Source organism: Francisella sciaenopsi (genome assembly GCF_045862875.1).
Lineage (GTDB): Bacteria > Pseudomonadota > Gammaproteobacteria > Francisellales > Francisellaceae > Francisella > Francisella sciaenopsi.
The window spans coordinates 1-14,566 of sequence record NZ_BTHG01000009.1 but is presented as its reverse complement, the minus strand read 5'-3'; the positions used below and the strand labels follow the sequence as shown (position 1 = coordinate 14,566).

Genomic DNA, 14,566 nt, shown 5'->3' with positions numbered 1-14,566 from the left:
GTTTTTATATCCAATTTTCTAGATAAGAGACACCATTTCCTACATCACTTATAAGCTGGCATCCAAAAGAATCAAAATCATTCTCTAACGTATTTTTAATTGTTGTAAATTCTTGCATAACTTCACTGTCATCAATATCATCAAAATATAATTTTAAAGTAGCGTATAGTTTATTAGCATCTTCTTTTATATTTACAACCTCAACATCCTTCAAAGACTTCCCGGCAGATGTCTTTATAGAATTAATAACACTATCAATAGTATATTTATTATTTACTGCTATATTTACAGTTTTAGAGGTATTACTGTTATTTTCAACTGATGGCTGTGCTGTAGTAACAACTGCATTAAGAATTAAAGTACCACCATCAAAGCCTGCATACATAATTCTACTTATTTTTTTACTACTTACTGACGCATTATTCCAGTAAATTATAATTTTGCTATCTCCAACCATTACCTCATAAATATTATCTAATTGGCTAAATTTATTTCCAACACCTCCATTTGTAACCAACATAGTCCCTATATAGTTATTATCCATATAAACCTGTCCTCCAAAAGCCCAACGATATGGAGATTTTGGAGGTGTTGTATATACTAATGTTGGTTCTATATTTGTAGCATCAACTGTAGAAGGTATTGGGTTATAACAGTTTTCTACAGAGGTAATAAATCCACTACCTAATCTTGCTTGAGGATTCGGTAATGCTATTGGCTCAATCTGTGGACTCAATAACGTACCTGTGTGGCGATCATAAAAATTGACTTTTACATTTTTAATTATTTTATCTACAGTAGATGCTGGTGTTTTGGTTAATTGTAAGTCCAGAGTTGCTTCCTGATCTTTAACACCTTCAGGACTTTTAGCAATATTAAAATCATAACCCTCTGCTGGCGTATATGCTACATTTATTGCTACCGCATTATCCCCATTATTAATAGTTTGACTATAAAAATTTTTCTGCGTTATAATAAGATTCTTGACACCTTCATCATTAATATTTGTTGGGAGTATCGACTGACTATTCTCTCCTGAAGCATAAACCACCACAGTTCCAATTTTGCTATTATCTGCAGAAAAAAGATCTCCCCCAAAAGCTTGACTATTACCCTTAGAGATAGAATATTCACTAACTGCAGGTAAATTTGTAATCCTTGAAGGGGCAACACGAAACTTGACAGAATCCCCATCTATACCAATAACATTAAAACCTATTTTATTTATATCATAATCTGTAGTTTTTATAACAGGAAGATTCTGCATTACTTGCTCATAGCTTGAATATACATCTTCTTCTGTCGCTATAGTTTTTGTTTCCGGATCATAAGCATGAACAACAAACTCACCTACTGGATTAAACCCAGGTACATCTAACGCTGAAGCAAGAGAATCTGTTTTTAGATTTAGTAAATATAAACCAGTTGGCGTCACGACCCACTCACCACCAGCTAGAGCTGCAACCTGATCATTACTCTTATAACCTAAACTAATTATATATTTGATTTCATTTTTATTATATTGCAAGATTGAAATATTTTGAATTCTATAGTCAGTGTCACTGTTATCTGCATTTGCATAAGACAGATCAACCGTAAATGCTGAAGGTATGTTTAACGCTGCTCTAGCCGTTGTTTTAGCATTCACGAATTCTAATGTATCATCATCAAAGGCAAAGTTGCTCCATAATATAAATCCTCCAATATTATTGCCTTTTGCATCATTTATTTTATTCCCCATAGCCCATTTATCTGGCGATGGATTACTTACTCCAGCAGCTGTATCCTTTGTTAGTTTTATTTGCTGTGAATCTGTCATAGATACCCCAGAATACCCAGAAACACTAATAACGGTATCATTCGGTGGTATTATCATATAGCTGATAGTCAGAGAATCTATAGTTGGTATCAAAGTACTTAAATCATATAAAGAAGCTACACTGAAAAAAAATGGGTTACTGAAGGTTGTCACTAACATAAGACTATCACCAACATCATCCGTTATAGTTGCAGATGTATTATTCCAACCACCTGTATTTTGTAATATTATTTTAGTTAAACCTGTTGCCAAAGCCGCAATATTCGCTGATGATGTAAATGAAATTCCAGATATCCCATCTTTTATAATAGGACTTATCCCGCTGTACGCATCCTTAACAGTGAACACATCATCTATAATCTGCATCTCTGCATCAGAAAACAACTTCTCTTGTGCTAAACTAATTGCATTGGTATTAGTTCCTGTTTTTTGACCATTATATGTCAACTCTGTGTATCTGTCTCGCGGTTCTGAAAATGCCGAACAAAAAATACCAAAAATAAAACACGTAATTAAAAATTTTTTCATTTCATACCTTTAAAAAATAATAATTAAAACATTAATTTGTTATCACAATTATGATACTGGAGATTTTGAAATCTCCTTAAGAGATATACTTAATGCCCCATTTTCTAGCAACTCATCAATAACCCAATTAAATTTAGCATTATATTGATAATACAGATTCATATCTCTCAAAAAAGAATGTACCTCTTCTCCATAGATTAATTCAATAGGATTATAATATAATTCAATTTGATCAAATTGTAGTCGTTGGCTAGTCTTATTTGATGCTGCTAAATCGGTACTTGATATTTCAAAAGATTTTGTCATATCACTACCAAAAGGAGAATAATCAAAACTTACCAAGTTCCCATAGTCTACCATACTACTATTAGGCACATACAAAATGACATTAGTATTAATATCAACATTCCCACTAACACTCCATGGCTGGCCGACATTAGTAACATTCAAGCTAACACTTTGAATACACTTAGTATGGTTACCATCAGTAGATGTAACGTATGTAGGAGTACCAACTATCGAAGCATTCTTTAAATTTATGCTTTGTATACATATTGGACCATTCTCGGTAAAGTTCAAAGTGAGATTTTTCACAGTATCTAAACCAAATGACTCTTGCGAAGTCATTTGAACATTTATTAACAATACTCCATCTTCATCATTTACAGCAGTAAAATTATAGTCAAAGTTATCTGCTAGAGTGTAAGACACAATCAAATTATCAAGCCACTCTCCTCCCACTGGCACTTTATTATTTTGTTGCGCTTCAATAATTCCATTTTGCCAATTAGATGATGCAAGAACAATCGTCCCAATATCATCACCTAATATGGCAAAATCTCCACCTACGCCCCACCCATATTCAGATTCTGGAATTGTATAGCCTTCGGAAGTATATGCTGATATATCCATCCCAAATATCGGATCTACAACAATAGGTAGTTTAACCCCTTCCTCACTTAAAAAATTAAGCTTAACTGTCTTAACTTTATCATTAGTATTAGCTATGTTATCTATATCAATATGAACATCATAGCCAGGATTTTGTAAAGAGCTATTCTCTTTTTTTATGAGTATTGGAGAAAATTTAAATCCTGAATTAACATTCCAATTTAGAGTAATATTACTATTTGATATTGTTTCTTGATGATCCAAACTATCTGCTGATTCATTTGTGATGATTACAGTCCCCGCAACCATATTATTTGGAGATATAATCTCACCACCTATCGCCCATTTTTTAGAAGAATCCACAGGAACATCATAATTTGTAACATCTTGTACATCAGATAAACCCTCTGCTTTCTGTAGACTATAACCACTTGGAAGTTCTATACCAATATCCTGAACTTTTAATACAGGCATAACCTTCATTGCATCTGCCAAATTAAGATATGCTTGTGGCTCACCATCAGGAATAAAAACATTATTACTTCCAACATGCCCAACGGTAGCTGTCATAGGCTTCTGTGCCATAAAATAATTTGTAATATTATTAATTGGCGTCGGATCAGCTATTGCTGTGATAGGAGTATATGAGTTATCAGAGCTGTTATATGCATACACTCCTGTTGCTAGTAGCACATATTTTGCATTATTATTAATCGCTATAGCATCATTATCTATATACTCTAATGCAACCTGCCAACTCGCACCTGGTTGAGCTACTTCACCATTACCTGTAGATGATATCAACTCAACATCTTTAATCTTGAAAAGGCTACTCTCACCATAATCGTAATATGAAAAATCCATATTTATACAAGCTAACTGCAAATTCAATCTCTGACCGTTATTAATAATTACATTAGCGTTGTTACTTCCCCAATCACGCCAAAGCAATAATCCAGCTATTTTATTACCATCCTTATCTATTAGGTTCTCTCCCCTACCCCATTTTGTCGTTTCCCAATGCCCGCTCATGAAACCAAAACTATCATCATATTGTATCTGTTGAGCATTCCCAAAAGGAGTATCATTTCCTATACTTTTAGGAGTAATACTCATATTAGTTAAATTAGGCTCATACCCCTCATCAACTTTAGCAATGACTACACCATAAGAAAAGTTAGCTTCTTGACTTGCAGTTATACATGACGCATAGCTCTGACCAAACAGGATAGACAGAAATATTAGACAAAAAATCTTTATTCTCATTATATTTTATAACCGTTTAATAATTAGTAGTCAGAATACTACCATCCAGATAGGGATTAATCTATCGCTAATTCATATAAATCAATGGTCTAGATAACTTTAGCTTGTCAAAAATCATTAGATCCAAGACAATGGCAATATCACTTCAACAAAAATAACAAAATGGATACTTTTAGCTCAACATTTCTCAAGACCCAACATTTAAAATGAGGGAGTAAAAATTTTATAAAGACTACTTGTTTTGAGAATAACTATTGCTTAACCCATACTAGATTATTAGTATCAAAACCTAGTGATTTAGCTTTTTTGATAAAATCATCTTTAACGCTTGGTGGTACAGTTTTGGTTCTAGATAGTAGCCATAAGTAATTTTCATTTGCTCCTGCGACATACGCATACTTATAATCATCAAGTTTAAATACTACATAAGCGCCATAAAATGGTCTAAAGAATGATACTTTAAGATATCCTTGGTCATCTCCATCTACAAATTTAGCGATACCCGTTGCATAACTTCTATCACCAGTCGCTGGAGTAACACCACTATTTACAACTTTTATCGAACCATCTGGATTTAGGCTATACTCAGCATATACTTCTATCATATCCTTCTCAAAACTATTATCAAATCTAGCTATCTCATACCATTTACCTAGATACTTTTGTGCTTGAAAATTCTCAACTGGCTTAATATTATCCGGCTTTGTTACACAGCCTATTAGTAGCACTGTAAGCAAAACAAAAGTTATTGATAATATTTTTTTCATATTGTGCCCTTTTAGTTTTTTATCTATTAATCAGTATAGTAAACTAAATATGATATCCAACTATAATTAAACTTTTTTAATATTATGCAACTAAGTTATTTTGATCTACTCAAAAAAAATGATTTAACAGAATATAAGCTTTTCATAATCACAGGTGATGAACCGTTACAGAAGCATAATATTATAGAAAAAATCATAGATCAGTTTAAAGCAAAAAACTATGAGATTTCATACCACGATTTAAATGAGCAAAACTTAGACGTGTTGTATGGTGAGGTTGATAGCTTAAGCCTATTTGCTATGGATAAACTTATTCAATTCAACTTCGATAAACCTCCTCAGAAAAAACTCCAGCAAGCATTAGCTGATAAATTAACAAATGAAGATGATAATATTTACTTGCTAGTTTTCAGTGGTATGAAAAAACAAAACCTCTCAGCTAAATGGTTCCAAAGTTTAGAGCATCGAGCTATACATATCAGAATATTCGACCCTAATACTGATAACGCTATAAACATAATAGACTATGAAGCTAAACAACTTGGACTAACTCTGACTAAACCAGCAATTCAGCTACTAGTCCAAAAAACAGAGGGAAATCTCATTGCTTCTAAACAAATTATCAAGCTATTATCACGCCAAAGTACTCAAACTTATGATGAAAACACAATTCGTCCATTTATACATGAACATGCGAACTTTGATGTATTTGATCTTTCTGAAGCCCTTCTCTCTCAACAAAAAACTAAAGCGCTAAAAATTCTCAATAGTATTCTAATTGAAAATGACAAACCTCCTCTAGTGCTATGGGCTATCAAAAGAGAATTAAGAATAATCTCACAGCTCAAAAATACACAACAAACATATCACCAAAAGATATTTAAAGACAATAATATCTGGCCTTCAAAACAGAAATTCTATATCAGTTTAGCAAATAAGATTAGTGCTGAAAAAATATCAATAGGTCTTGAGAAATGCCTACAGACTGATTTATATATTAAAGGCGCAGAAAAAGGCAATATTAAGCTCTTGCTTAATGAAATAGTCTTTGAAGTTTTCTAACTCAGTTTTGAGATTTTTTATTGCGAAGCTATAAGTATTATTTACTTTTTTTAGACAATTGATATCATTAATCAGGATTAATCAATCAATGTTAAGGAATATAAGTAAAGATATGAAAGTAGTGACCGCTGAATATATATGGATTGATGGTTCAGATCCTGTACCTGGACTTAGGTCTAAAGGAAGAGTTTTACCATTTAAAGATTTTGAGACTGCTGATGACTTTCCTGAATGGAGCTTTGATGGTTCTTCTACGAATCAAGCTACAGGTGATAATTCAGACTGTATTCTAAAGCCTATCAATTTTGTAATCGATCCATTAAGAGAATGTGGATATCTTGTTATGTGTGAAGTTTATAACCCAGACGGAGAGACTCCACATGCAACAAACAATAGAGCTAAATTAAGAGCTCTCTTAGCGAGCGCTGACTGCCAAGATATGTGGGCGGGATTTGAACAGGAGTATACAATGTTCAAAGATGGTAGACCACTTGGATGGCCTACTACAGGATTCCCAGGTCCACAGGGCCCTTATTATTGTAGTGCTGGAAATAGCAAAACCTACGGTCGTGATTTGGTAGAAGCTCATATGCAAGCTTGTTTAGATGCTGGAATACTGTTTTATGGTATAAATGCAGAGGTTATGCCTGGACAGTGGGAATTCCAAATCGGCTACAGAGGTGTTGAAGGTGAAGATGCTGGGATACTAAACATATCTGATCATACTCACTTAGCAAGATGGCTTCTAGAAAGACTAGGTGAAGAGTACGGTATAGATATATCTTTCGACAACAAACCTATTAAAGGTGATTGGAATGGTGCAGGTCTTCACACTAACTTCTCTACAAGCAAAACAAGAAACCCTGAGACAGGAAGAGACGCTATTAAGAAAATATGTGCTTCATTAGAGGAAAATCATAAAAAAGATATCTTGAACTATGGTTACAATCTTCATGAAAGATTAACAGGCAAGTTAGAGACTTCTGACATGAACACTTTCAGTGTCGGCGACGCTGATAGAGGATGTTCTATTAGAATTCCTAGACCTGTTGCACTTAAAGGTTATGGTTACCTTGAAGATAGAAGACCTGGTGCAAATGCAGATCCTTATGTAGTTGCTATGGCTCTAGCAAATGCCGCTATTAACTAATATTATCTTTATATCAAATCTTTCTTTTTTTCGGTAAAATACAATCTACGTAATTCTAGATTAAATCCTCTAAATGAAAAATAAACCAATTAGAACTAGATCTTCTGGTGATGAGTATTATAAAAATATTTTCAATGCTATCTGTAACAATGATGGTTTTTTAACCAAGTTCGACATCATAGCTATTCTAGATGATGCCGGTATAACTAATGATGATCCACGCACTAAGAAGTTAAGAGCTGAGTTAGATAAATTAACTATTATAGACAAAATTGACTTTAAAAAATTCAAAGAAATAACTTCTGATAGTAGTGGTATAATTGAGAAATCTGTCAACAAAGGATTTACAATTCCAAATTTTAAAGATTTCCGTAAAGAGATTGAACAAATATTTGAAGAAACTAAAAAAAATAATACTGGCAAAAATGCTACATATATTCCTCAATTAGCAAGAGTAGACTCCGAACTTTTTGCTGTTGCTTTTTGTAGTGTAGATGGTCAGATGATTACACTTGGTGACTTTGAACATCCATATTGTGTTCAATCAACAGCTAAGCCTATCACATATTGTATCGCAACAGAGGAGAATGGCGAAGATAAGGTTCATAAGCATGTTGGTAGAGAACCTAGTGGTATTACGTTTAATGCAATAGCACTAAACAAATATGACCGCCCTCACAACCCGATGATAAACTCTGGTGCAATAATGATGTGCTCATTGATTAAACCAGAGTGGAACCTTGCTGATAGATTTGAATATATAACTAATGTTTGGGAGAATCTAGCTGGTGGTGAAACTATAGGTTTTGATAACGCTGTGTATCATTCTGAAAAAGAAACAGCTAACAGAAACTATGCCTTAGCATACTTTATGAAAGAGGTCGGAGCATTTCCACAGAATACAAATATTGACACTTCGCTGGATTTTTATTTCCAAACATGTTCTATACAAGTAAATGCGAAAAAAATGTCAAAGATCATGAGCTCAATTGCCAATGGAGGTATATGTCCTTTCACACACAAGAAAATATTCTCTCCAACAACGATTCGTAACTGCTTATCAATGATGTATTCATGCGGAATGTATGATTTTTCTGGTGAATATGCATTCTCAGTTGGATTACCAGCTAAATCCGGTGTCTCAGGAGCACTAGCTATAGCTATACCTAATGTTGGAGGATTCGCGATTTTTTCTCCACGTTTAGATAATAATCATAACTCTGTCAGAGGAGTTGAGTTTAGTAAAAGATTAGTAGAAAAATTTAGTTTTCACAACTATGATCATATTGCTCATTGCGATAAAATCAATCCGGTTGAAGGTAGAGGAACTATAGATTCAAATCTAACTCTTGAACTAATTTGGGCAGCGAGCAATGGTGACTTATCAGAAATCAAAAGAGCTGTAGCGTTGGGTGTAGATATTAGTAAAGGAGACTACGACAAAAGAACCGCTCTACACTTAGCATCAGCAGAAGGCCATGAAGAAGTAGTCAAATACCTTATACGCAAAGGTGCTGATCCTGATGCAAAAGATAGATGGGGTAAAACTCCTCTTGAGGATGCCAAAGCTAATAACCATTCTCATATAGTAAGGTTATTAGAAAAAGTCTCTTCATAATCAGATACTTAATTTTTCATATCATATTTACTTATATTACTTATCATATTATTTGATAGTTGCTAGTTGCTTTTAAGTTTTGTCTAATATATCTTTACTTACGGAATAATTAATTTAAAACCTCTAAATAAGGATTCAGCTCATGAATAGATTCATAAATAAAATACTATCAGTAATAGAAATGTTTATATTTGGGATTCGTTGGCTTCAAGCACCAATCTATTTGCTTTTATCGCTAGTTTTATTTGGCTTTATCTATGAGATATATCATGAACTTCACCATTTATTCACTGCTTATAGCAGTATTGATGAAGATCAGCTTATTATATTAGCTCTGACACTATGTGATGTCGTACTAGTAGCAAACCTTGTAGTCATCGTAGTTATAAGTGGTTATGAGAACTTCGTAAGTAAAATGAACCTTGATAAAAAAGGTGGTGGTCAACCTGTTTGGATTAAAAAGTTATCTCCAAATGCAGTTAAATTAAAGATTGCTGGCTCTATCATAGGTATATCCTCTATTTCTCTTTTAAAGAAGTTCCTAGAAGTATCTCATTCATCTGACAGAGACTTAGCATGGTCAGCAGCTATCCACTTAGTATTTGTGGTATCAGCATTACTAATTGCGTTTACTTCATTTATCGAAGGTAAATCTCATAAAGCCAGCTATGATGATGATCACTAGCTAACATCTTCTATTCTAAATATTTTACTTTCTACGCCCTAAATCCTCATCCTTAGGCTTGCTTTGGATTATTCTAGTACGCTCATCATAAAAAACTAACATATCTTCATCAAACTTAAAGAAAGCAGCAACAACAGCTCTATTAGTTTACGATTATCTAGTTTCATACTGGCATATATTCTATGCAAAGAGGTTACCATATCACCCTCTTCTACTAAATAGACAAACTAGTAGATAAACTCAAATCTAACACTTTCAACAACTCCACGTTGTTTTTTGAAATGTTTAATAAAGCCTTCGTAATCAATCTCATCACCATCGACAACTTGCTTATAGATCTAAGCGTACAAATTTTTGAATAAATTTTTCAGGATCAATATCTAGATTATAGATATTTTCAAATAAAGATTTTAATAAGCTTTTTTAGACACTTTTTACTCTGGCTTCATGTGAGGAAATAGTATTACATCTCTGATAGATTGCGAATTTGTAAGATACATTACTAGTCTATCAATACCGATACCCTGCCCTGCTGTAGGAGGCATACCATACTCTAGAGCACGGATATAGTCTTTGTCATAAGGCATAGCTTCATCATCACCAGATGCCGCTGCTTCAACCTGCTTTCTGAAACGTTCTGCCTGATCTTCAGCATCATTTAGCTCAGAGAAACCATTAGCAATCTCACGTGCACCAACAAAGAATTCAAATCTATCAGTAAACTCAGGATTACCATCTTGTCTACGTGCTAGAGGTGAAACTACAGCTGGATAATCTGTTATAAATGTTGGCTGAATCAGTTGATGCTCAACAGTTTCTTCAAATATTTCATTTATTAGGTGACCAAGCTCGTGATAAGCTTCTACTTTTATCTTCAACTTCTCAGCAAAAACTTTTGCAGATTCAAATGTTGCTAAATCTTCTTTGGTAATATCATCATTATATTTGACGATTGAATCAACCATTGAAATACGCTCATACTTACCACCAAAGTTAATCTTATATTCACCATACTCAAGTATTTCACTACCTATAACCTCTTGTACAAGCTTAGATAGCATATCCTCTGTTAGATCCATAAGATCATTATAATCAGCATACGCCATATAGAACTCTAGCATTGTAAATTCTGGATTATGACGTGAAGATACGCCCTCATTTCTGAAGTTACGGTTTATCTCATACACTCTCTCAAAGCCACCAACAACTAGTCTTTTTAGATAAAGCTCCGGAGCTATACGCAAGTATAATGGCATATCCAAAGCGTTATGATGTGTTTTAAATGGCTTAGCCGCTGCACCACCTTGTAAAACATGCATCATAGGAGTCTCTACTTCCATAAAATCCAATTTATCAAAATAGTTACGGATAAAGCTGACAACTTTTGAACGAACTTTAAAAACTTCACGAGCTTTTTCATTTGTGATTAAATCAACATATCTTTGACGATATCTCATCTCTTGATCTGCTAATCCGTGGAACTTATCAGGTAAAGGTCTGATAGCTTTTGTCAAAATCTCAAAGTGACTAGCCTCTACAGAAAGCTCACCTGTATTAGTTTTAAACATAGTCCCAGTGATACCAACAATATCACCTAAATCACATAGATTCTTAAAAGTTTCATATTGCCCTTCTGGTAAATCACTCTTTTTTAGATAAACCTGTATTCTACCTGAATAATCCTGTAACGTAATAAAAGAAGCCTTACCCATCACACGACGAAGAACTACCCTACCTGTGATATTGTATTGCTTTTTATCCTCAAGCTCCTCAAGTTCTTGTTTTGAATATTGTGCATATTGATTTTGTAAAGCATGAGCAACAACATTTCTCCTAAAGCTATTTGGATGACTAATACCTTTATTTTGTTCAGCTAGTGTTTGTAATTTTTCTTTTCTTAATGTTATTTGTGAGTTTTCTTGCATATCTGTTATATGCTTTTTAACAAGAGTTTTTATTTGCTCTACAACATCATCATTTATTTCACCCACTTGATCAAGAGACTCGCTAATCTGCTCTCTAATCTTACCTCTAACAGCATCTTTTACTGTTATCTCATTTGCATCTAAATATTCTTTAATCGAATTTTTTATTAAATCTTTTAATTTACTACTCATTTTTTCACCCTATATTTTTTACACTTTTATGGTTAGCTTTTGCTAATGATAATGCAAATAAGCAGTAGCAAGTGCTAGGTAGTTGTGCATACTTTTCTGCCATAAAAAAGCATATCGCTAAAACTTACGCAGTAAGTAGCTAATTCTTATTCATAAGAACTAATTATTATAACCCACTTTTCAAGCTAGCCTCAATAAACTTATCTAAATCACCATCTAAAACTGCTTGAGTATTTGTATTCTCAACACCCGTTCTTAAATCTTTGATTCGAGATTGATCCAGCACATACGAGCGAATCTGACTACCCCAACCTATATCAGCTTTTGAGTCTTCAAGAGCATTCTTTTCAGCATTACGTTTTTGTAGCTCCATCTCATACAGTTTTGACTTAAGCTGTTTCATTGCACTATCACGGTTTTTATGCTGTGATCTATCGCTTTGACTTTGTACAACTATGTTTGTAGGAATGTGAGTTATTCTCACTGCAGAATCAGTTTTGTTGACATGCTGTCCACCAGCTCCTGATGCTCTATATGTGTCAACACGCAGATCTGATGGGTTAATTTCTATATCAATATCATCATCAACTTCAGGTGATATAAAAACTGATGCAAAAGATGTATGACGCTTGCTATTTGAGTCAAATGGCGATTTTCTCACTAATCGATGAATCCCTGTCTCAGTTCTCAGCCAGCCATAAGCATATTCGCCTTCTATTTTTAGAGTACATCCTTTGATACCTGCGACATCACCATCTGATACATCATCAACGGTTACCTTGAAGCCATGACTATCTGCCCAACGCATATACATACGCATTAGCATCTCTGCCCAATCCTGTGCTTCTGTACCACCTGAACCTGATTGAATATCCAAAAAGGCGTTATTAGGATCCATCTGACCTGAAAACATTCTACGAAACTCTAGTTTCTCAATTTCAGCTGTGACATCTTGAGTATCTTTAGCAATTTCTTGCATCAAAGATTCATCTTCTTCAGCAAGCTCTAGTAGCTCTGTCAAAGTTTCTAGAGTTTCTGAAATATACTCACAATTATGTACAACATTCTCAAGCTCTACTTTTTGTCTGCCCAAGTTTTGTGCATACTCTGGATTATCCCAAATTGAGCCATCTTCTAGCTCCATCAAAACTTCTGTTAGCTTTTCTTTTTTAACATCATAGTCAAAGATAGTCCCGTAAAGATTCAATACGGGCCGTTAGATCTTTTAATACAATCTTATAATTTATAGATTCCATTTTATTGATATTTATTGGTTAAATTTTGTGTATAGATTTTATATTTTTGTGCTGAATTTTACAAACAAAGAGTATTGAAAGTTATTTAAATACTCTCTTATTCTTTTGGCTTAAGTTTGTTATCATTTATTATAAGATTTCTAATAAAAAATTTACAGATGTCATATCAAGCGTTAGCTCGTAAATATAGACCACAATCATTCTCAGAAGTTGCAGGACAACGGCATGCGCTTAATAGTCTAGTACATGCTCTGGAAACACAAAAAGTCCATCATGCCTATTTATTTACAGGCACTCGTGGTGTAGGCAAAACAACACTTGGTAGATTACTAGCAAAATGTCTAAATTGTAAAACTGGTGTTACAGCAGAGCCATGTAATAAGTGTGAAAACTGTCTGGCGATTAATAATAATAGTTTTATAGATTTGATTGAGATTGATGCTGCATCACGTACTGGAGTCGAAGAGACAAAAGAGATTCTAGATAATATCCAATACATGCCCTCTCAAGGTCGCTATAAAGTATATCTGATAGATGAAGTTCACATGTTATCCAAACAGAGCTTTAACGCTTTACTGAAAACATTAGAAGAGCCTCCTGAATATGTCAAGTTTATATTGGCAACCACAGATTATCATAAAATACCCGTCACAATACTTTCACGTTGTATTCAACTACATCTAAAGCATATCTCACAATCAGATATCAAGGATCAGCTAAAAGTAGTTCTTAATAAAGAAAATATAAGCTCTGATGAACAATCACTAGACTATATCGCATACCATGCAAAAGGTAGCCTTAGAGATGCTCTAAGTTTACTTGATCAAGCCATAAGCTTTTGTAGTGGTGAACTTAAGCAAACTCAAATCAAACAAATGCTTGGGATTATAGATAGTGAGGAAGTCTATAATATTATCGAAGCTATTATCGAAAATAACCCAAGTGCGGTGTTACCTGCTGTAAAAAATTTAACTCTTACAGAAAGTAATGCTGATGCTGTGCTAGATAGAATCGCTGAGATATGGTTTGCTTGTTGTATTTATAGTTTCACACAGTCTCTAGATGCGATTAATGATATTGATATAGATATTGTTAATAAGATTCTTGATAAAATTTCTGTTGAACAAGCACATTTTTTATACCAACTTACAATTACTGCTAAAAAAGATATATCTCTAGCTCCTAGCTTTGAGACTGGTGTAACAATGGCCATACTTAGACTAATAGCCTTCCAAAAAAAAAACTTAACTAGTAGCCATCACTCATCAACTACTAGCCATCATATTTCTTCTGAGATAAAAAATGACATCAAAGCCCTAAAGAATGCTTTACAGCCACAGCCACAGCCACAGCCACAGCCACAGCCACAGCCACAGCCACAGCCACAGCCACAGCCACAGCCACAGC

Annotated in this window: 10 protein-coding genes; 5 read left to right on the top strand and 5 right to left on the bottom strand. The window is 33.9% G+C overall.

Going from position 1 to position 14,566, the window contains the following annotated elements:
- Nucleotides 1–4: 4 nt before the first annotated feature.
- From ACKTR7_RS09510 to ACKTR7_RS09500, 3 genes are all read right to left on the bottom strand, one after another.
- Nucleotides 5–2,347: a hypothetical protein gene (locus ACKTR7_RS09510; RefSeq protein ID WP_407878074.1), complete on the bottom strand. Its 2,343-nt coding sequence runs from the start codon at nucleotides 2,345–2,347 to the stop codon at nucleotides 5–7.
- A gap of 48 nt (nucleotides 2,348–2,395) precedes the next feature.
- The gene (locus ACKTR7_RS09505; protein ID WP_407878073.1) at nucleotides 2,396–4,504 is read right to left on the bottom strand and encodes a hypothetical protein; all 2,109 of its coding nucleotides are present in this window, start codon (nucleotides 4,502–4,504) and stop codon (nucleotides 2,396–2,398) included.
- A gap of 251 nt (nucleotides 4,505–4,755) precedes the next feature.
- The gene (locus ACKTR7_RS09500) at nucleotides 4,756–5,271 is read right to left on the bottom strand and encodes a lipocalin family protein (RefSeq protein ID WP_407878072.1); all 516 of its coding nucleotides are present in this window, start codon (nucleotides 5,269–5,271) and stop codon (nucleotides 4,756–4,758) included.
- An 84-nt stretch (nucleotides 5,272–5,355) separates the two neighbouring features.
- Between ACKTR7_RS09500 and holA the strand changes: the two genes are divergently transcribed.
- From holA to ACKTR7_RS09480, 4 genes are all read left to right on the top strand, one after another.
- On the top strand, nucleotides 5,356–6,333 hold the full coding sequence (gene holA, locus ACKTR7_RS09495) for a DNA polymerase III subunit delta (RefSeq protein ID WP_407878071.1): 978 nt from the start codon (nucleotides 5,356–5,358) through the stop codon (nucleotides 6,331–6,333).
- A 112-nt stretch (nucleotides 6,334–6,445) separates the two neighbouring features.
- The gene (locus ACKTR7_RS09490) at nucleotides 6,446–7,483 is read left to right on the top strand and encodes a glutamine synthetase beta-grasp domain-containing protein (protein ID WP_407878096.1); all 1,038 of its coding nucleotides are present in this window, start codon (nucleotides 6,446–6,448) and stop codon (nucleotides 7,481–7,483) included.
- A gap of 73 nt (nucleotides 7,484–7,556) precedes the next feature.
- Complete coding sequence (gene glsA / locus ACKTR7_RS09485; protein WP_407878070.1) at nucleotides 7,557–9,101, top strand: glutaminase A; 1,545 nt, start codon at nucleotides 7,557–7,559, stop codon at nucleotides 9,099–9,101.
- A 142-nt stretch (nucleotides 9,102–9,243) separates the two neighbouring features.
- Entirely contained in the window at nucleotides 9,244–9,786 is a 543-nt protein-coding gene (locus ACKTR7_RS09480) for a TIGR00645 family protein (protein WP_407878069.1), read from the top strand.
- A 434-nt stretch (nucleotides 9,787–10,220) separates the two neighbouring features.
- On the opposite strand, the gene lysS is transcribed toward ACKTR7_RS09480, so the two are convergent.
- Both lysS and prfB read right to left on the bottom strand, forming a co-directional pair.
- Complete coding sequence (lysS, locus tag ACKTR7_RS09475) at nucleotides 10,221–11,903, bottom strand: lysine--tRNA ligase (protein ID WP_407878068.1); 1,683 nt, start codon at nucleotides 11,901–11,903, stop codon at nucleotides 10,221–10,223.
- A gap of 166 nt (nucleotides 11,904–12,069) precedes the next feature.
- Nucleotides 12,070–13,159, bottom strand: a protein-coding gene (gene prfB, locus ACKTR7_RS09470; RefSeq protein ID WP_407878067.1) for a peptide chain release factor 2 whose coding sequence is annotated in 2 segments (ribosomal slippage) — nucleotides 12,070–13,086 and nucleotides 13,088–13,159 — 1,089 coding nt in all. Because the reading frame shifts where the segments join, the coding sequence is not laid out codon by codon here.
- Nucleotides 13,160–13,317: 158 nt separating this feature from the next.
- Here prfB and dnaX point away from each other — a divergent pair.
- Nucleotides 13,318–14,566, top strand: a 1,249-nt coding sequence (gene dnaX / locus ACKTR7_RS09465) for a DNA polymerase III subunit gamma/tau (protein ID WP_407878066.1), incomplete at its 3' end; no start/stop codon positions are given.